The sequence below is a fragment of the Polaribacter gochangensis genome, from assembly GCF_046224025.1.
In the GTDB taxonomy this organism is placed as follows: domain Bacteria; phylum Bacteroidota; class Bacteroidia; order Flavobacteriales; family Flavobacteriaceae; genus Polaribacter; species Polaribacter gochangensis.
On sequence record NZ_JBJXRF010000002.1, the window covers coordinates 244305 to 263711 of the forward strand.

Annotated in this window: 18 protein-coding genes; 11 read left to right on the forward strand and 7 right to left on the reverse strand. The window is 31.1% G+C overall.

All coding sequences use genetic code 11. The annotated features are described in order from the left end of the window. Positions 1-361: 361 nt before the first annotated feature. The 5 genes from uvrB to ACEWL1_RS06445 form a co-directional block, all read right to left on the reverse strand. Positions 362-2350: an excinuclease ABC subunit UvrB gene (uvrB, locus tag ACEWL1_RS06425; RefSeq protein WP_409232468.1), complete on the reverse strand. Its 1989-nt coding sequence runs from the start codon at positions 2348-2350 to the stop codon at positions 362-364. Positions 2351-2397: 47 nt separating this feature from the next. Then, the gene (locus ACEWL1_RS06430) at positions 2398-5295 is read right to left on the reverse strand and encodes a T9SS type B sorting domain-containing protein (RefSeq protein WP_409232469.1); all 2898 of its coding nucleotides are present in this window, start codon (positions 5293-5295) and stop codon (positions 2398-2400) included. A 42-nt stretch (positions 5296-5337) separates the two neighbouring features. Next, positions 5338-6183, reverse strand: coding sequence for an ABC transporter permease (locus ACEWL1_RS06435; protein ID WP_409232470.1), 846 nt, complete (start codon positions 6181-6183; stop codon positions 5338-5340). Positions 6184-6261: 78 nt separating this feature from the next. Then, entirely contained in the window at positions 6262-7161 is a 900-nt protein-coding gene (locus tag ACEWL1_RS06440; protein ID WP_409232471.1) for an ABC transporter ATP-binding protein, read from the reverse strand. 96 nt (positions 7162-7257) lie between these two features. Then, the gene (locus ACEWL1_RS06445; RefSeq protein ID WP_409232472.1) at positions 7258-7740 is read right to left on the reverse strand and encodes an IS1096 element passenger TnpR family protein; all 483 of its coding nucleotides are present in this window, start codon (positions 7738-7740) and stop codon (positions 7258-7260) included. A 72-nt stretch (positions 7741-7812) separates the two neighbouring features. Here ACEWL1_RS06445 and ACEWL1_RS06450 point away from each other — a divergent pair, with 72 nt between their 5' ends. Both ACEWL1_RS06450 and ACEWL1_RS06455 read left to right on the forward strand, forming a co-directional pair. Beyond that, positions 7813-8232, forward strand: coding sequence for a PaaI family thioesterase (locus ACEWL1_RS06450; RefSeq protein ID WP_409232473.1), 420 nt, complete (start codon positions 7813-7815; stop codon positions 8230-8232). Positions 8233-8235: 3 nt separating this feature from the next. Then, complete coding sequence (locus ACEWL1_RS06455) at positions 8236-9282, forward strand: chorismate-binding protein (RefSeq protein ID WP_409232474.1); 1047 nt, start codon at positions 8236-8238, stop codon at positions 9280-9282. Positions 9283-9334: 52 nt separating this feature from the next. Here ACEWL1_RS06455 and ACEWL1_RS06460 read toward each other — a convergent pair whose 3' ends face one another. Both ACEWL1_RS06460 and ACEWL1_RS06465 read right to left on the reverse strand, forming a co-directional pair. After that, complete coding sequence (locus ACEWL1_RS06460) at positions 9335-9703, reverse strand: PUR family DNA/RNA-binding protein (protein ID WP_409232475.1); 369 nt, start codon at positions 9701-9703, stop codon at positions 9335-9337. An 81-nt stretch (positions 9704-9784) separates the two neighbouring features. After that, entirely contained in the window at positions 9785-11539 is a 1755-nt protein-coding gene (locus ACEWL1_RS06465; RefSeq protein WP_409232476.1) for an ABC transporter ATP-binding protein, read from the reverse strand. A gap of 168 nt (positions 11540-11707) precedes the next feature. Between ACEWL1_RS06465 and ACEWL1_RS06470 the strand changes: the two genes are divergently transcribed. From ACEWL1_RS06470 to ACEWL1_RS06510, 9 genes are all read left to right on the forward strand, one after another. Continuing rightward, positions 11708-12808, forward strand: a complete 1101-nt coding sequence (locus tag ACEWL1_RS06470) for a Glu/Leu/Phe/Val family dehydrogenase (RefSeq protein WP_409232477.1) — start codon at positions 11708-11710, stop codon at positions 12806-12808. A gap of 79 nt (positions 12809-12887) precedes the next feature. Further along, a complete protein-coding gene (gene nusB / locus ACEWL1_RS06475) occupies positions 12888-13826 on the forward strand; it encodes a transcription antitermination factor NusB (RefSeq protein ID WP_409232478.1) in 939 nt (312 codons plus the stop codon). Between the two features lie 30 nt (positions 13827-13856). After that, positions 13857-14315, forward strand: coding sequence for a DUF1573 domain-containing protein (locus ACEWL1_RS06480; RefSeq protein ID WP_409232479.1), 459 nt, complete (start codon positions 13857-13859; stop codon positions 14313-14315). A gap of 14 nt (positions 14316-14329) precedes the next feature. Continuing rightward, on the forward strand, positions 14330-14638 hold the full coding sequence (gene yajC / locus ACEWL1_RS06485; protein WP_409232480.1) for a preprotein translocase subunit YajC: 309 nt from the start codon (positions 14330-14332) through the stop codon (positions 14636-14638). A gap of 115 nt (positions 14639-14753) precedes the next feature. Further along, the gene (locus ACEWL1_RS06490) at positions 14754-15695 is read left to right on the forward strand and encodes a YbbR-like domain-containing protein (RefSeq protein WP_409232481.1); all 942 of its coding nucleotides are present in this window, start codon (positions 14754-14756) and stop codon (positions 15693-15695) included. Position 15696: 1 nt separating this feature from the next. Next, positions 15697-16278, forward strand: a complete 582-nt coding sequence (coaE, locus tag ACEWL1_RS06495; protein WP_409232482.1) for a dephospho-CoA kinase — start codon at positions 15697-15699, stop codon at positions 16276-16278. Positions 16279-16395: 117 nt separating this feature from the next. After that, the gene (locus ACEWL1_RS06500) at positions 16396-17964 is read left to right on the forward strand and encodes a sensor histidine kinase (RefSeq protein WP_409232483.1); all 1569 of its coding nucleotides are present in this window, start codon (positions 16396-16398) and stop codon (positions 17962-17964) included. 21 nt (positions 17965-17985) lie between these two features. Continuing rightward, positions 17986-18681 carry a response regulator transcription factor gene (locus ACEWL1_RS06505; protein WP_409232484.1) on the forward strand — a complete coding sequence of 232 codons (696 nt, stop codon included), beginning with the start codon at positions 17986-17988 and terminating at the stop codon, positions 18679-18681. A gap of 90 nt (positions 18682-18771) precedes the next feature. Then, on the forward strand, positions 18772-19392 hold the full coding sequence (locus tag ACEWL1_RS06510) for an L-threonylcarbamoyladenylate synthase (RefSeq protein WP_409232485.1): 621 nt from the start codon (positions 18772-18774) through the stop codon (positions 19390-19392). The last annotated feature ends 15 nt before the right edge of the window (positions 19393-19407 follow it).

The window sequence follows — 19407 nt, forward strand, 5'->3', positions numbered from 1 at the left end:
CTTTTGTTCTTAATAATTTTACACCATTCAAAATAGACCAAACTATCGAAATTATCATTAATGTATTTCCTAAATATTTTCCAATTTCATAAATTAAATTCAAATCAGTTTCCCATAAATTGAATGTAATACTGCGAATCACAATTCCTAAGACATAAATTATTAAAATTAAGATTGTATTTCTTTTTAATTTGTTCATTTCATTACGTGATTTTTTTCAAATATTTGCTAACTAGTTATATAGAGAATAAAGTTCTCGTTTACCAAATTGAATTCCCGGATAAGAGGAACTTATGTTTCTTTTCATCTAGTTGCTGTTAAAGATACTAAATACTTTTAAGAATCATTATTATTAGGAATTCTACAAATGCTTTTTCAACACTTCAATTTCGTCTCTAAATTGTGCAGCAGTTAAAAAGTCTAAGGCTTTTGCTGCCAATTCCATGTTTTTACGCGTTTCTCTAATGCGTTTTTCTATTTCTGGTTTTGGCAAGTATTCTAAATCGGCTTCTGCAGCTTTGTTAATGGCATTGTCATAATGAAAAGAAGAAACTGCACTTTTTGTGAGCGAATTGTCTATTGCTTTGGTAATTTGAGTTGGTGTAATGTTATTTTCTGTGTTGTATTCAATTTGTTTTTGGCGTCGTCTGTTGGTTTGGTCAATGGTTTTTTGCATGCTGTTGGTCATTTTGTCTGCGTACAAAATTGCCAATCCGTTTACATTTCTAGCTGCTCTACCAATGGTTTGTGTCAACGATCTATGCGAACGTAAAAAACCTTCTTTATCGGCATCTAAAATAGCCACCAAAGAAACTTCTGGTAAATCCAAACCTTCACGTAAAAGGTTTACGCCAATCAATACATCAAACAAGCCTTTACGCAAATCTTGCATAATTTCTACACGTTCTAAAGTATCCACATCAGAATGTATATAACGACAGCGAACTTGAATTCTAGTTAAGTATTTTGCCAATTCTTCTGCCATTCTTTTGGTGAGTGTTGTGACCAAAGTACGCTCGTCTTTTTCTACTCTAATTTGAATTTCTTCAATTAAATCATCAATCTGATTTAAACTCGGACGCACTTCAATAACGGGATCCAACAATCCTGTAGGGCGAATCACTTGCTCCACATAAACGCCTTCTGTTTTTTGCAATTCATAATCGGCAGGAGTTGCACTTACATAAATTACTTGATTCTGAATAGCTTCTAATTCTTCAAATTTTAACGGACGATTGTCCATGGCAGCTGGCAAACGAAAACCGTGTTCTACCAAGTTTTCTTTTCTACTTCTGTCTCCGCCGTACATGGCGTGTGTTTGCGGAATGGTAACGTGACTTTCATCGATAATCATTAAATAATCATCCGGAAAATAATCCAACAAACAGAAAGGTCTTGTGCCTGCTTCTCGTCCGTCTAAATAGCGAGAATAATTTTCGATTCCAGAACAATACCCCAATTCTCTTATCATTTCTAAATCGAACTCAGTGCGTTCTTTTAAACGTTTTGCTTCTAAATGTTTGCCGATTTCTTTGAAATAATCTACTTGCTTTACCATATCTTCTTGAATCATATGGATGGCATTTTGCAACACATCTGGTGAGGTTACAAATAGATTTGCAGGATAAATGGTGAGTTCTGAATATTTTTCTAAAACTTTATTCGTTTCCATATCAAAGGATTCAATCTCTTCAATTTCATCGCCAAAAAAATGAACTCGATAACCGTTATCACCGTAAGATGGATAAATGGTAATCACATCACCTTTTACTTTAAAGGTTCCGCTTTTGATGTCAAATTCGGTTCTAGAATACAAACTGGTTACCAATTGATGTAAAAATTTTGTTCTAGAAATTTGTTGTCCGGTTTCAATCGGAATGACGTTCTTTTTAAATTCCACCGGATTTCCGATTCCATATAAACAAGAAACGGAAGCCACAACCAACACATCTCTTCGTCCAGAAAGTAGGGAAGAAGACGTGCTAATTCGTAAGCGTTCTATATCATCGTTGATAGATAAATCTTTTTCGATGTATGTTCCTGTTACGGGAATGTATGCTTCTGGTTGATAATAATCGTAGTACGAAACAAAATATTCTACAGCATTTTCTGGAAAAAACTGTTTGAACTCAGAATACAATTGAGCTGCCAATGTTTTGTTATGCGCCAACACTAAAGTTGGTCGATTGATTTTCTCTACAACATTTGCAACCGTAAAGGTTTTTCCAGAACCTGTAACACCCAATAAAGTTTGGTATTTTTCTCCAGAAACCAATCCTTCAGTCAATTGTTTGATGGCTTCAGGTTGATCTCCTGTTGGCTTAAATTTAGAATGTAATTGAAAATCCATAAAGACAAAAATACCAATTAAGAAACGGAATTTGAAAGAAGTTGCACTTATTTTCTAAGCAAACTAAAATGTCCAGTTTCCTTTCTTACATTCCCATGAATGTCTTCTAAAACGGCATTGAACCAATAATCGTTTGATGGTAATTTACTACCGTTATAGGTTCCGTCCCAACCGTTTCCATCTTTATCGGTAATTAAAGCAACTACTTTTCCGTAGCGATCAAAAATTTCTACTCTGGCAGATTTGTAAAATGCATTGTTGGATCCTAAAATTTTCCATGTATCGTAAACACCATCATTATTTGGTGTAAAATGGCGTTGAAAAAAAATGAAAGATAATTTTTGACTGCTTACTGTTCCACAACCATTAACATCACGAATATACACCGTATTTAAACCTGGTTTTACATTGTTAAAAGTAAAGGTTAAGTTCTCTGTTCCTTTTGTGAAATCAGCTAAACTAGTGCTGTTTAAAGCATATTCATATTCTCCAATTCCAGCAACAGTTATGGTTAACATATTTGCTTCAGGATTGTCTTGATTGTCGATCAAATCAGTAGAAACAATCAACGCTTTGTTCGATTCTAAAACTGTAAATGAATTGTATCCAGTACAAGAAGTATCATCATTTGCATCATTTATATCATTTTGATACGCTCTGTATGCTTCTACTTTATACGTTCCTTGCACATTTGCTTTGTAAATTGCGTTGGTTGCACCAGTGATTAAATTTCCGTTTAAAAACCATTGATACGTGTCTGTCGGATTTCCGGTTGAGCCATCTAAATCAATTGTTACTTGCTGCGGATTATCAATAGGATTATTGACACATAAATACATCGGAGTTGTATTTCCTTTTGGAATCGGACGTGTATTTACAAATATTTTAAACTGTCCAATTCCAGAACAGGCATTAGAACCTTTTGTAGAAATACGCACAAAAACATCTGAGTTGTCTGTAAATAAATCGTCTTCATAAGGCGCTATGATTTGATTTGTTTGTAAAGATGCGTCGTTTGCAGTTCTGTAATATTCAAAATCATGTGTTGCATCAGAAAAAGCGCCACCAGAATTTGCAATAATGTTAGCTGTTTTGGTATCAAAATTATAAAAAGTATTTCCAGAGCCTTCACTATTTCTAGCATCTGGAACATTGGCATTCAAATCAATTTCGCACAAATATAAATCTGGATATGTATTTAGAGCAGTTGCATTTACTTTTAATTCTAATTCGCCATCTTCATAACAACCAGTAGTGTCATTTGTTAATCGCACCACTAATTTATGATTTCCAGCATTTGTAGAAACGGTATTTCTGTACCCAACTTTATTGGTAATTGGAGATGTAAAATTGATATCTGTTGCTTCGTAAAAAGTAACTGAAATTCCAGCTGTATTATTTGTCAATTCTTCTTCTTTAGATTCTAAATTAAAAGAGGTAATTCCGTCTATTGGATTTCCGTCAATATCACATTGTTCGTATACGGGAATAGCGGTAACTGTTGGTTTCGGAACAAATAAAATTTCTACAGAACCGTTGTATTTTTTAATTCTTCCACAACCATCATTGATAATCATTTCTAAATTATAAGTTCCAGAACCATAATTAGTGTTGTCAACTGTTATTTTTCTGGTGTTTATATGCACTGTTGGATCTCCAGTTTTAGTCCATTTATAGGTTGATCCAGCAACACCGTTTAGCTCTGGTTCAAAACTAAAAGAATCACCAATACAAACTTGTTGGGTTTCAAGAGTTAAGTCAATAGTTTTAGTATCGCTATCTAATATTTTTACTGGCGAAAAGAAAGATTGAATAAAAGGAGGTAAACCTTGTGTTGCTTTTCCAAAACCTAAATTGATTTTATCTTCAGTATAAATTATATTTAAAGCATCCTCTTCAGGATTTTCAATCACATCTAAAAATTGTGTTCCGTCATTATAATTTACAGAAACCGCTGCGTAAATTTTTCCATCAGGGCCTAATTGTAATGCACCACGATATCCAACTTGAGAATGAATTAAGCGTTTTGAAGTTGTAATGCTTTGTTGAGTTAAATCAAATTGATAAACTTTATTATTTGTGCCATCAAAAGTTGAGGTGTATAATTTTGAAGAAGATTGAGAGAATTCAACGCCATAATGTGCACCATCATTTGAAGCACTTGCTAAAATTGTTGTTGCGTTTTCGACAGTACCATTAGAGGAGTCAAAATTATATAAAACCAAACTTCCGTTTCCAATACTATTGTTGTTTCTATAAGTAAAATCTGCAAGCGCAATCTTTTTCCCGTCAGGAGAAACTTTTAAATAACCTCTTCTATCTCTTAATGTGTAATTCGTTGCGCTAACCACAGGATTTGCAGTATCAACACCATTTCCATCAATTTTGTATGCGTAAAACTCATTGTTTACAGCAGATAAAATCCAAATAGTATTACAATCATCTCCTTGAACTGCAGTCACTTTTTCAGACCAATTTCCACTTTTACCATCTGATAAACTAACAGGTCCGTTTATGATTTCTCCTAATCCGCCATTTTTAGAGATATCAATGGTGTAATAATTAAAACCGTTTCCGTTATAAGCCTGAACGGTAAAAATGTAGTAAATATTTGCATTGGTAGGGTTTGGAACCACTAAAGCAGATTGTGTACTAGACGGATCGCCATATAAATCTGTAGCTAAAGTTCCGTTTGTATACTTCATTATTTGATGAGAACTATCATACACAGTTGTTCCATCAGAATAAAATAATAATTTTCCGTCTTTGTCAGAAATTGTCGAGCAGCCTTCAAGTGTGTTTAGTTTTCCGTCTGCTAAAGCAACAGGAGCACCAGTTGTAAAATCTAAGCCTGCATTTTGTCCAAAATACCAAAAATTTGCTTCTTTTTGTCCGTAAGTTGTTAAGGTAAATAGAAATATAAATACACTTAATACTCTTCTCATTTGACAGTTTTTTAATAGAACGTCAAATATATTTAAAAAGAATTATAAATCTCTCTTTTTTAACAATGCATATGACAAGTATATAAAGATTGCTGTCCACACAGAAACGATAATAATATCTGTAAACTGTACTGAAAAATCTTTAGTTATTTGTTCACCAATTTGGTTTGCAACAGATTTTACTGCTCCTAATCTTGTAAATGGTTCTTTGATTAAATTTGACATGGCTTCTAATGGTAAGAATTGCATAATGTTATTTACATGTTCTGTTGTGCTATCTTCATTTCTAAAAGAATAAAATAAATAACCTTTAAACATGCTTTCTATAATCAACCAGACAACCATTGCACCAACTGCAAAAGCTGAGCGTTTTACTAAAATCCCTAAAAATAAACCAAAGGAGAAAAAGCCCACCAATTTGATAAAAAATGCCAGCAAATATTCTAAATCTGAAACAATGATAGACAGCTCATTATAATCAGAATACACAAATCCTAAAATTAACGAAGTTACAAAGACAAAAAGTGTAGAAACTGCAGCAAAAACTAGTACTGTATAAAATTTAGAAAGAATAAATTCTCTTTTACTCAAACCGTCAATCAAATTTTGCTTCAAGGTTTTATTGCTGTATTCGTTTGCCATCATAGACACAATTACCAACAATAAAAAGAATTTGAAAAGGGAAGCCATATAGGTGTTAAAATGCCAGATGTAAGGAAAATTAAAAATTCCTTGATCAGCTAAATGAAACTTAACGGGACCAATATCAAATTTAATGGCAGCAATTAATGCAATTGAAGTTAATAAACCAAAGTAAATAATAGACAATACTTTACTTGCTCTGTTGTGTTTTAATTTATGAAATTCTATATTTAGTAATCTAAACATGATGTGTTATATTTTTATGAATTTGTTCTCGCCTCTCGACTCCGCTCGAGATGACATTTCGAACTAATATTCAGTTAGTTAATTGTTGTTTGTTAAATCTAGGAATTGTTGCTCTAAACTTGGTTTGCGTTTAAGCAAGTGCGATAAGGTAATTCCTTTGCTAAATAAATAAGCGTTCATTTCTGAAGCAGTCATTTCGTCTTTTAACGTTGCAATGATTGTTTCTTCTTCTTTTTTTACAGTATGTATTGAAGCATGATTTTCTAACAACTCCATGAGTTGTTCTTCATGACCATCAACTTTTAGTTCAAACAATCCTTTTGAAGCTGTCATTTCATCAACTCTACCAGAATACAATTTGATTCCTTTTCTAATTACTACAACATGACTACACACTTTTTCAACTTCATCTAATAAGTGAGAAGCCAATAAAATGGTGGTTCCGTTTTTAGCAATATTTTTAATGATTTGTCTAATTTCATGAATTCCTTGCGGATCTAAACCATTTGTAGGTTCGTCTAAAATTAAAATTTCAGGATCATTTAACAAGGCAGAAGCTATTGCCAAACGTTGTTTCATTCCTAAAGAGAATGTTCTAAATTTGCTATCTCTACGTTCGTATAGGTTAACAGTTTTTAGTTTTTCATCAATACTATCGTAGGAAACGCCTTTAATTTTACAAATCAATTTTAAATTTTGAGTTGCGGTCATATACGGATAAAAGTTTGGGCGCTCAATTATGGCTCCAACTTTTTTCAATGCTTCGTGTGTAGACAATCCGCCGTTAAACCAGCTAAATTCGCCCGAAGTGCTGTTTACAACATTTAATATGATTCCTAAAGTGGTAGATTTCCCACTTCCATTTGGGCCTAAGATTCCGTATACATTCCCTTTCTGAATATCAAAAGAAAGATTGTTTACAGCGTGAACAGGGCCAAATTTTTTGTCTAAATTTTTAAGAGATAAGATAGTTTCCAATGAAATTGTTTTAGTCGATTATGATTATACGACGAACAAGTTACGGAAATGTTACTAGTATTTATAGAATTTTAAAATGGGTAAAAAAAATACGATTTAATAATTGTCAAAATCGTAATCTTCAAAAGAATCAAATTCGTCATCAGAAAACGCATCATCTTCTTTTTCTGCAACAAATTCTTTTTCTGGAGCTTCATCTGGAATTTCTCCAACAGACATAATTATTTTAGGTTCGTCAATTGCTGCATCAGAAATAGCAACAACTTCTACATAGAAAGTCCATAAACTAAAGAAATCATATACGTAAATCAACTTATCCTCTGTGTTTGGCAGCGTTTCATTTAAGATGCATGTACTCATAGAAATTTCATCACCAAACTCTGACATGTTAAATAAGGGAATTTCTTCACCTTGATTCCACTCGTCATTTGTTCTATAAAAAGACGCCATTTCTTGACCATTAAATCCAAATGATTTGGCAATTAAAGAATGTAATTCTTCTAAGTTAATAGTATCATTTACTGTAATTGTTCTAATTACATCTTTTTTGGTATCTAATATGATGCGTACTTTATACATTCAGATTTTCTTGTAATAATGACCGCAAAAATACAATAAATTATATGTATTTTTACCATTAAATTCATCAGAATGTTAGACAAAGAAGCAATTTTAAAAAGATTTAATAAAATGTGTGAAAACACATTAATGGAAACGTTGGTCATTAAATTTACAGATGTTGGAGATGATTTTTTAGTAGCAAAAATGCCCGTAAATTCTAGCGTGCATCAACCTTACGGATTATTGCATGGCGGAGCAACAGTAGCGTTGGCAGAAAGTGTTGGTAGTGCGGCTTCGGCGTATTTTATAGATACCGAAAAGTACATTGTTAAAGGAATAGAAATAAGTGCAAATCATTTAAAAAGTGTAAAAGAAGGAATTGTAACTGCAAACGCAAAAATAATACACAAAGGAAGAACCACACATTTGTGGGAAATAAGAATTGTGAATGAAAACAATGAGCTTGTTTCTCTTTGTAAACTCACAAATATTATTTTGGAGAAGCAATAAACTATGCAGTTACTTTTAGATAAAATTAAAGAAGCTTACAAAAATAATTTGCCATTTGTTGCGTATAACAAACCAAATGAAACCAACGTTTTTGGAGTTTTTCAAAAAGATGCTACTTTACATACAATTACCACTGATTTTACGCAAACTGGATTTGTATTTGCGCCTTTTAACACGTCAGAAAAAACAGTTTTCTTTCCTTTAGATGAGTCAGACTTTATAAAGGATTCATTCTCAAAACAACAACTTCATTTTAAAGAAAAATCGTTTTACAACGATGCTTCAAAAGCAACACATATAGAAATTGTTCAAAAAGCAATTGATGCCATCAACAAAAAGGATTTTAAAAAAGTTGTTATTTCTAGAAAAGAATTTATTGCCTTAAATGGAGTAGAAGTAGCGGTAATTTACAATAGATTGGTGCACTTATATGCAAATGCATTTGTGTATGTTTGGTTTCATCCGCAAGTTGGTTTATGGTTTGGAGCAACACCAGAAACCTTATTAAAGGTAGAAAACAACTACTTTACAACGATGTCTTTGGCCGGAACGCAAGTGTTTAAAAAAGGGAAAAAAGTAACGTGGAACCCTAAAGAAATTGAAGAACAACAAATTGTAACAGATTATATTTTAAATAAACTTTCTAATTTTTCCACCAACTTAAATCAATTACAAACAGAGACTGTAAAAGCAGGTTCTTTGTTGCATTTAAGAACAGAGATTAAAGGAAAGTTACCCCAAGAAGCATTGTTCTCTTTAGTAAACTTATTGCATCCAACTCCGGCTGTTTGTGGCTTGCCAAAAGAAGCAGCAAAACAATTTATTTTAGAAAACGAAAACTACAATCGTTCTTATTATACAGGTTATTTAGGCGAATTAAATAGCAATGCAACTAATGATTCACATTTATTTGTAAACCTAAGATGTATGGAAGTTAAGAATGAATATGCAGAAATTTATGTTGGTGGAGGAATAACCAAAGAAAGTGACCCGGAAAAAGAATGGGAAGAAACCGTAGCCAAAAGCAACATTATGCTAAAAGCTTTATAAATAAAAACGTCCTCTAAATTAGAGGACGTTTTTTGTGAGAATTATTTGAATTTTAGATGTCATCAAAAGAAACATCTGTGAAACTTTCTGTTGATTTGATAGTTTCAGTTTCAGTAGTAACTTCTTCTTTTTTATAATCTTTTTGATGTCTTTCACTAATTACTTCTTGTCCTTTTTCTGTAACAATATAATCAGTTGCAGCTTTTAACATGTCGTTAAACTCTTCAAAATCTTCTTTGTACAAATAAATTTTATGTTTTTGATAATGAAAAGAACCATCATCATGTGTAAATTTTTTACTTTCTGTAATTGTCAAGTAATAATCATCTGCTTTTGTTGATCTTACATCAAAAAAGTAGGTTCTTCTTCCTGCTCTTAAAACTTGAGAAAAAATCTCTTCTTGTTCTACTCTCTCAGCCATAATAATTTATAATAGAATTAATTTTTGTTTGTTGTTTGTTGAACAAATCTAAAAAAATATTTTACTTTTTCTAACTAAAGATTAGTTTTCTTTTTCTAAAAGTTGTTGTTCGTACAATTCTTTGTAATACCCATTTGCCGTTATTAATTGATTATGAGTTCCTTGCTGTACTATTTCGCCGTTTTCTAACACAATAATTTTATCGGCATTTTTAGCTGATGAAACTCTGTGACTTATGATAAAAGTTGTTTTTTCTTTGGATACCTTTTCTAAATTAGAAAGGATTTTTTCTTCTGTTTCTGTGTCTACAGCAGACAAACAATCGTCAAAAACTAAGATTTTCGGATTTTTAATTACTGCTCTAGCAATGCTTAAACGCTGTTTTTGACCTCCAGAAAGTGTTACACCACGTTCTCCTAAAATAGTTTCGTATTTGTCTTTAAACTCAATAATATTATCGTGAATTACCGCATTTTTTGCCGCTAAAATAATTTCTTCTTTTGTGGCGTCTTCTTTACCAAATTTGATGTTGTTTTCAATCGTATCAGAAAATAAAAATGGATCTTGTGGCACAAAACCAATTTGATTTCTTAAATCGGTTAAGTTCACTTCTTTTATGGGGGTATTGTCAATTAAGACAGTTCCTTCGGTAGCATCATACAATCTAGAAATTAAATTGATAATTGATGATTTTCCTGAGCCAGTATTCCCTAAGATAGCAACAGTTTTACCTTTTTCTACAGAAAAATTAATGTTTTTTAAAGCTGTAATATCGGTATCATCATACACCAAACTTACATTTTTAAATTCAACAGAACCATTGACCTCTGTATTGTTTTTCGCAGTATTTTTTATTTCCGGTACTTCTTCTAAAAATTCATTAATTCTTTGTTGCGATGCTTCTGCTTGTTGCACCATAGAAGTTACCCAACCAACAATGGCAACTGGCCATGTTAAAATATTTACGTACAAAATAAATTCTGCAATTACTCCAATCGGAATTTCGCCAGCGATGTACTGTTTTCCTCCAATATAAATAACCAATAAATTACTTGCTCCAATTAACAGCACCATCAACGGAAAAAAGACCGCTTGCACTTTGTATAAATCGATGTTTTTTTCTTTACTATCATTTGCTAATGCATCAAAATTTTGAATGATCGATTTTTCAATTCCGTACGATTTCACCACATCAATACCAGAGAAAAACTCTTGGTTAAACGTCGTTAATTTTGATAAATATTGCTGCACAATCGTACTTTTTTCGTTGATAATTTTACTCAATACAAAAATAGAAATTGATAAAACAGGAAACGGAATGAGCGTGTACATGGTTAATTTGGCATCAATGCTATACATTTGATAAAACCCAACAACAAACAACACAATCATGTTCATGCTGTACATGATTGCGGGTCCAAAGTACATTCTAACTTTAGAAACGTCTTCGCTTATTCGGTTCATTAAATCTCCAGTTCTATTCTTTTTATAAAAGTTGATAGACAAGCGTTGGTATTGTTGATAGATTTCGTTTTTTAAATCAAACTCAATCAACCGAGAAGTAACAATAATGGTTTGACGCATTAAAAAAGTAAAAAATCCGGCAACCAATGTAACAGCAATAATTAATAAAATATTTATTAAAAGTTGATGTTTTACATCGTCTGTGTTTGTCACGGTTCCTTTTCTATATTCGTCAACAATGTTAAAAGAATCTCCAATAAACCTCGGAATTCTTAAGGATAAAATTTTAGATAAAATGGTAATAATAATACCAATTAACAACCGGTATTTATATTTTAAAAAGTATTTATTTAAGTATTGTAATGCTTTCATTTACAAACGTTCTTACTGTTTTTTTTAATTTTTAATTTTATTTAGCGATGGTATTATTCTTAATAATATCATAATTAAATAGTGTTTCTTTTGATTTGATTTGCTAAAATCTTATTTTTGCGCCATAAAAATTAAGAAATATTAAATTTCAATACTAAACACTGAACAATGACAACAAATATTTTAGATGCAAAAGATTTAAAAAATGACCCAGTTTTTGGTCAATTTTCTTTTGATGGTCATGAGCAAATCGTTTTTTGCAACGACGAAGATACAGGATTAAAAGCAATTATTGGTATTCATAACACGGTTTTAGGTCCGGCTTTAGGCGGAACAAGAATGTGGAATTATAATAGTGAATGGGATGCGTTAAACGATGTATTGCGTTTGTCTCGTGGAATGACTTTTAAATCTGCTATTACTGGATTAAATCTTGGTGGAGGAAAAGCGGTAATTATTGGTGATGCAAAAACTCAGAAGAACGATGAATTAATGCGTCGTTTTGGTCAGTTTGTAGATTCTTTAAGCGGAAAATATATTACAGCAGAAGATGTTGGAATGGAAACAAGTGATATGGATGTGATAAGAGAAGTTACTCCGCACGTTACAGGAATTTCAGAAAGCAAAGGTGGTGCTGGAAACCCTTCTCCGATTACTGCATACGGAGTTTATATGGGAATGAAAGCTGCAGCTAAATATCAATTCGGAACAGAAAACTTAGATGGAAAGAAAATTTTAGTTCAAGGAGTTGGTCATGTTGGAGAAACGTTAGTGAAACATATTACAGATGAAGGAGCACAAGTAATTGTTAACGATATTAACGAAGCTCGTTTAGAAGCATTAAGTAAAAAATACGGAGCAAGTGTAGTTTTAGGAAACGACATTTACGGTTTAGATGTTGATATTTATGCGCCGTGTGCTTTAGGAGCAACTATCAATGATGACACAATTGGTCAGTTAAAGGCAAAAGTGATTGCTGGAGCAGCAAATAATCAATTGGCAGATGAAGTAAAACACGGAAGATTATTAAAAGAAAAAGGGATTGCTTATGCACCAGATTTTTTAATTAATGCAGGTGGAATTATAAACGTGTATGCGGAGTTAGAAGGTTACGGTAAAGATGAAATCATTAGAAAAACAGAAAATATTTACAACACAACTTTAGATATTTTTAATCTTTCTGAAAACGAAAACATCACAACTCATAGAGCAGCATTTAATATTGCTCAAAGCAGAATTGATGCTCGTAAAAATGAAAAAAACAAGTAGTACATATCAATAAAAATCATATTTTTGCAGAGCGTTAGAATTATCTACCGCTCTTTTTTTTAAAATTAAGTTCTTTAGAATGATTAATAGAAGACACATAAGAGTCAAAGTAATGCAATCGGTTTACGCAATGATAACTTCAAAAGCTGATGATTTAGTAAAAGAAGAGAAATTCTTAAAACACAGCATTCAAAAATTGCTAGACTTATATGTTTTGCAATTGCAAATGCTGGTTGAAGTTCAGAAATTAGCTACTCAAAAAATTGAACTTTCTAAAAAGAAACATCTTGCAACTAAAGAAGATTTACAGCCAAACACCAAATTTATCAACAATAAAGTAATTGCTACAATTGCTAATAGTACATCTATTTCTGACCATATTTCTAATCAAAATTTAAAAAATTGGAAAAATGATGATGAATATGTAACTATTATTTGGCAGAAATTACAAGCAAGTGATTTGTATAACAAATACATGAACTCGAATGAAGATTCTTTTAAAGCTGATAAGAATTTTATTCAAGACTTTTTTGCAGAAATAATTGCCCCAGATGATAAGTTGGCAGAATATTATGAAGACCAAACAATTAGTTGGTTAGACGACCTTCCTTTTGTAAATACTTGGGTTTTAAGAACGTTAGGGAAAGCAAAAGAAAACAAATCGTTGGTGTTAGGAAGTATTTATAAAGATGAAGACGATGAAAAATTTGTATTAGATTTATTTAGAAAAGTAATCTTAAATCACACAAAGTTTGAAGAAGACATAAGTAGTAAAACACCCAATTGGGAGGCAGAGAGAATTGCAGATATTGACATGATTTTAATAAAAATGGCCATATGCGAGTTTTTAAAATTCCCGTCAATTCCGGTTCGAGTAACTATTAATGAGTATATTGAAATATCAAAAGATTATTCAACCAATAAAAGCGGTTATTTTATTAACGGGGTGTTAGATAAACTCTCAAGAGAGTATTCTGAAAATAAAAGACTTGATAAAATTGGTAGAGGATTGTTATAATTTAGTATTTTTACATAAAATTTTTAAATCATGAGAAAAATAATTGTATTTAGTTTAGCTGTTTCATTAGGATTATTAACAGCATGTTCAGGAGGAAATGCCGCTGCAAAAGTAGATCAATCTAAATTAGCAGAAGCAAAGAAAAGAGATATTGATATTAATAAAGGTGCGCCAATTATAAGCTTAGATAAAAAAGAGTATGATTTTGGGACTGTAACAGACGGAGATGTTGTGCAAACAACTTTTGTTATTACAAACACAGGTAAATCGCCTTTAATTATTACAGATGCAAAAACTACGTGTGGTTGTACAGTGCCAACATGGCCAAAAGACAAGCCAATTGCTCCAGGAGAATCTACTGAAATAGAAGTAGTATTTAATACCGCTGGTAAAGGTGGTGGAAGACAAGTAAAAGATGTAACATTGTTTACAAATACTGCCGTTGGAAGAGAAATTTTAAAAATAAAAGGAATCGTAAATCGTAAATAAGAAATAATAAACGAATGATAATTTTACAAGCTAGTACAAGTGGAATAGGTAGTATGTTGCCTTTTTTAGCAATGATAGTGGTCATCTATTTTTTTATGATTAGACCTCAAATGACCAAACAAAAGAAAGAAAAAAAGTTTCAAGCAGAGATTAAAAAGGGAACAAGAGTTATTACAAGTAGTGGAATTCATGGTAAAATTGTAGAAATTCACGAAAGTGACAATACCCTAACTATCGAAACAGGTGCAGGAAAAATAAAATTTGAACGTGCAGCTATTTCTTTGGAGTTAACTAATAAGTTAAATGCTCCTGTAAAAAAATAAGATTCTTAAGAGTTTGAAAAAAGAGAGCAATTTTGCTCTCTTTTTTTTTGAATAAATCTTTGCAACGTTGTGTTTTTAAATTGCTTTATGTAGCTTGCAATAATAATTAGAACTAATGCGAAAAGGAAAAAATCAACATAAAATACCCAAATCTTTTTTTGTAGCATTAATTGTTGCTTTGTTTTTTTGGTTGCTAACAAAGTTGTCAAAAGAATATCAAGCAGTGATTACGTTTCCTGTTGAGTATGTTAACATTCCGCAAGATAAATTAATACAAAGCACACCATTAAACAATATAGATGTTCAAGGAAAAGCTACCGGTTTTCGGTTTTTAAGTATTAGCCTTTTTAAGAAAAAAATTAAATTGGATGTAAGGAAATTGCATCGTAAATTAAATTCTGACTATTATATTTTAATAGAAAATCAAAAGATTGATATTCAGAATCAAGTTTCAAATGATTTTATGATCAACGGAATTGCACAAGACACCATTTATTTAGACTTGGGCCAGTTAACTTCTAAGAAAATTCCGCTAAAAGGGAATTTCGATTTTTCTTATAAATCCGGATATCATTTAACAAAATCAATAAATATTACACCAGATTCTATTTTAGTTTCTGGACCAAAATCGCAAATAGATACCTTAAGAAACCTATCACTTCAAAAGTTAATTTTAAAAAATATTTCCACTTCAGTTGAACGAACTTTAAAGATTAAAGAAGTTTCTGAAGTGATAAAGTTTGGTGTAAAAGAAGCAACTGTTTTTGCAGAAGTAGATCGGTTTACAGAAGGAAATCTGGAGCTACCATTTGAAATAATTAATTTACCAGACAGCGTTTCGGTAACCACATTTCCTAAAAGTGTACAGATTTTTTACCAAGTTGGTTTGGCAAATTTTAGTAAAGTAAATGCAACTTCGTTTAAAATTGTGTGCGATTATAACAATTCGTTAAACAACCACTTAAATTATTTAATTCCAAGAGTTGTTATAAAACCAAATTTTGTTACCTCGGTAAAAATTAATCCAAATAAAATAGAATATTTAATTCAGAAATAAGATGGTAGTTGGTTTAACAGGCGGAATTGGAAGTGGAAAATCTACAGTGGCAAGAGCATTCCAGAAAATGGGAAATATTGCCGTGTATTTTGCTGATGATGAAGCTAAAAGATTAATGACAACTTCTTCTATAATAAAAAACCAAATCTGTAGTGAATTTGGAAAAGAAGCCTATCAAGGAAACCAATTAAATAGAGCTTTTATTGCTGATGTAGTTTTTTCTACCCCAGAAAAATTAGTACGTTTAAATTCAATTGTGCACCCAGAAGTTTTTAAACACTTTAAATTGTTTGTAAAAGCAAATAAAGACAAAGATTATGTGCTTTACGAAAATGCCATTTTATTTGAAAATGCAAGTGCTGTTTTATGCGATAAAATAATTACTGTTATAGCTGATGAAAACTTAAGAATAGAGCGAGTTATAAAAAGAGATAGCACAACAGAATCAGCGGTAAAAGCTAGAATTAATAGTCAATGGAAAGATTCAAAAAAAGCACTATTATCTAATTACATCGTTAGAAATAATACCTCAGATAACTTGTTAGATCAAATTATGAAGATTCATAATAATTTAACAAAATAGCCAACTTTAGTTTTTATATATCTAGTATTTTTCTTAAAATATTCTTAAATTCTCACTACTTTTGTTAATATGCGTTAAAATCGTTAATTAACATTTAAGAAAGCATATTTTTGAAGAATGGGTAAGAAAATGTTTGTCCTTATTGTAGCTTTAATGAGCTTTTCTTTAATCGGAATTGTAACAGTACAAGTGTATTGGATTAGCAATGCGGTTGAAGCAAAAAAGAAACAATTTTTGAATGATGTTCAAATCGCATTGACAAGTGTTTCTGAGGAAGTTGCAGAAAAAGAGTATGCAGAATTTCAACGTAAAATAAAGCCTTATTTAGATGTTACACAAAATGTTTCTAGTAACGAATTAAGGAATTTTATTTTACAACAAATTGATACTACAGGGAAACAAATAACATCGTATAGTTTAACTGTTTTAGAACAAAACATAAAAGTTCCTGCAGATTTTTTAGAGAATGATAGTTTGGTGTTAAAGAGAATTACGGGTAGAGAAGATATTTTTAACGCGAATAAATTTTCTGCAAATTCAGATTTTTCAAATAATAATAGCTCACAAATTTTCACAACAATTAAAAGATATAGAAATGTTGAAGAAGTGTATTTTAAAGATGCATTTAAAGTGTTTAAATCTGCTTTTCCGATACATCAAAGAATTAGTAACAGAGATTTAAATGCAACCTTAAAAAAAGAATTCACAAAACGAGGAATCAATATCGATTTTAAATATGGCGTGTATAGTTCTGATGGATATTTAACTAATTTAAAATCGGGATACTATACAATTAACAAAGCAAATAGTATTGGTTCTCCTTTGTTTATAGACGATAGCGGAGATAGTAAATTTAAATTATATGTTACTTTTCCAAATCAACAAGAGCACATTTTAGGAGATATTTCTAACATATTATTGCTTTCGGTATTTTTTATATTCATTATTATCGTTGCCTTTTCGAGTTCGTTATATCAAATTATCAAACAGAAAAAAATATCTGAAATAAAATCTGATTTTATCAATAATATGACACACGAGTTTAAAACTCCGATTGCCACAATAAACTTAGCCTTAGACGCGATAAGAAATCCGAAGATTATAAACGACAATGAAAAAGTAAATCGATATGTAAAAATGATTCGCGAAGAAAATAAGCGAATGCACGCACAAGTAGAAAATGTGTTGCGAATTTCTAAATTAGAGAAAAATCAAATAGACATTAATAAATCAGCAATTGATATGCACGATATTGTTGAAGAAGCAATTTCTCATGTTCGTTTGTTGGTAAATGATCAAAAAGGGAATATTACAACAAATTTACATGCGTTACAGTCAGAGGTTTTAGGAAATGATTTACACTTAACCAATGTTGTAGTTAATATCCTAGAAAACGCGTTAAAATACTCTCACGAAGAACCCAATATAGAAGTATTTACAGAAAGTACTTCTAAATTCTTTATATTAAAAATAAAAGATGACGGAATTGGAATGAGTAAAAATGCACAGAAATATGTATTTGACAAGTTTTATAGAGAGCATAAAGGGAACATTCATAATGTAAAAGGGCACGGTTTAGGCTTGGCTTATGTAAAAGAAATTGTAGAAAACCACCAAGGAACGGTTTTTGTAGATAGTGAAAAAGGAAAAGGAAGTACATTTACGGTAAAATTGCCATTAATTTAAAAATATTAAAATATCAATATTATGGGAAGTAAAAAAATATTATTAGTTGAAGATGATCCAAATTTTGGAACAGTTTTAAAAGATTATTTAGCATTACACGATTACAATATAACACATGCAAAAGACGGAATTGAAGGTTTAATCGAATTTAAAAACAACGATTTTGACTTGTGTATTTTAGATGTAATGATGCCACGTAAAGACGGGTTCTCATTAGCGGCAGATATTCGTGCTACAAACAAAGAAATACCGATTATTTTCTTAACTGCAAAAACCATGAAAGAAGATGTGTTAAAAGGATATCAAGTTGGTGCAGACGATTATTTAAACAAACCTTTCGATTCAGAAGTGTTGTTATTTAAAATAAAAGCAATTTTACAAAGAAAAGAATCTGATACCAATAAAGAATCGGATGAATTTGAATTTACAATTGGTAAATTCTTCTTCAATTCTAAATTAAGACATTTGGCTTTTGATGGCGGAGAAAATCAAAAATTATCTCCAAAAGAAAGCAAACTATTAAAAATGTTAGCCGTTCATAAAAACGATTTAATGCCAAGAGAATTAGCATTGACAAAGATTTGGAGAGACGATAATTACTTTACTTCTCGAAGCATGGATGTGTACATTGCTAAATTGCGCAAATATTTAAAAGCCGATGAAAATGTTGAAATTTTAAATATTCATGGAGAAGGATTTAGATTGGTAGAAAATTAAAAAAATAAACTTCACGTAATAAAAAAGCTCAATAGATTTTCTATTGAGCTTTTTTATTAACTTTACTTTTAGAAGTAAAAGATAAAAAAAATGGCAAAATTTATTAAAATTTATAGCGAAAACCCAAATCCGAAAGAGATTGACAAAGTTGTAAAAGTTTTACAAAATGGCGGATTGGTTATTTATCCAACAGATACCGTTTATGGTTTAGGTTGCGATATTACAAACACAAAAGCGTTAGAAAAAATCGCTAAAATTAAAGGAGTTAAATTAGATAAAGCTAATTTTTCTTTTGTTTGCAACGATTTAAGTCACTTGTCAGACTACGTTAAACAAATCGATACGGCAACATATAAACTTTTAAAAAGAGCGTTGCCTGGACCTTATACCTTTATTTTACCAGGATCTAATTCGTTGCCAAATGTTTTTAAAAAGAAAAAAACAGTGGGAATTCGTGTTCCAGATAATTCTATCGCTTTAGAAATTGTGAGAACTTTGGGCAATCCAATTGTTTCTACTTCTATTTATAGTGATGATGATATTTTAGAATACAATACAGATCCAGAATTAATTTTCGAAAGGTGGCAAGACAAAGTAGATATTGTAATTGATGGCGGTTACGGAGATAATGAGGCTTCTACAGTAATCGATTTAACAGCCGCAGAACCTTCGGTGTTAAGAGAAGGAAAAGGGAGTTTAGATATTCTTTAGAGTTACAAAGTTTCA

Coding starts and splice junctions, on each gene's coding strand:
- ACEWL1_RS06460 (WP_409232475.1), bottom strand. CDS start 9,703: ATGGCTGAGAGAGTAGAACAAGAAGAGATTTTTTCTCAAGTTTTAAGA.
- ACEWL1_RS06470 (WP_409232477.1), top strand. CDS start 11,708: ATGACAACAAATATTTTAGATGCAAAAGATTTAAAAAATGACCCAGTT.
- uvrB (WP_409232468.1), bottom strand. CDS start 2,350: ATGGATTTTCAATTACATTCTAAATTTAAGCCAACAGGAGATCAACCT.
- ACEWL1_RS06510 (WP_409232485.1), top strand. CDS start 18,772: ATGGCAAAATTTATTAAAATTTATAGCGAAAACCCAAATCCGAAAGAG.
- coaE (WP_409232482.1), top strand. CDS start 15,697: ATGGTAGTTGGTTTAACAGGCGGAATTGGAAGTGGAAAATCTACAGTG.
- nusB (WP_409232478.1), top strand. CDS start 12,888: ATGATTAATAGAAGACACATAAGAGTCAAAGTAATGCAATCGGTTTAC.
- ACEWL1_RS06500 (WP_409232483.1), top strand. CDS start 16,396: ATGGGTAAGAAAATGTTTGTCCTTATTGTAGCTTTAATGAGCTTTTCT.
- ACEWL1_RS06430 (WP_409232469.1), bottom strand. CDS start 5,295: ATGAGAAGAGTATTAAGTGTATTTATATTTCTATTTACCTTAACAACT.
- ACEWL1_RS06450 (WP_409232473.1), top strand. CDS start 7,813: ATGTTAGACAAAGAAGCAATTTTAAAAAGATTTAATAAAATGTGTGAA.
- ACEWL1_RS06445 (WP_409232472.1), bottom strand. CDS start 7,740: ATGTATAAAGTACGCATCATATTAGATACCAAAAAAGATGTAATTAGA.
- ACEWL1_RS06435 (WP_409232470.1), bottom strand. CDS start 6,183: ATGTTTAGATTACTAAATATAGAATTTCATAAATTAAAACACAACAGA.
- yajC (WP_409232480.1), top strand. CDS start 14,330: ATGATAATTTTACAAGCTAGTACAAGTGGAATAGGTAGTATGTTGCCT.
- ACEWL1_RS06455 (WP_409232474.1), top strand. CDS start 8,236: ATGCAGTTACTTTTAGATAAAATTAAAGAAGCTTACAAAAATAATTTG.
- ACEWL1_RS06480 (WP_409232479.1), top strand. CDS start 13,857: ATGAGAAAAATAATTGTATTTAGTTTAGCTGTTTCATTAGGATTATTA.
- ACEWL1_RS06490 (WP_409232481.1), top strand. CDS start 14,754: ATGCGAAAAGGAAAAAATCAACATAAAATACCCAAATCTTTTTTTGTA.
- ACEWL1_RS06465 (WP_409232476.1), bottom strand. CDS start 11,539: ATGAAAGCATTACAATACTTAAATAAATACTTTTTAAAATATAAATAC.
- ACEWL1_RS06505 (WP_409232484.1), top strand. CDS start 17,986: ATGGGAAGTAAAAAAATATTATTAGTTGAAGATGATCCAAATTTTGGA.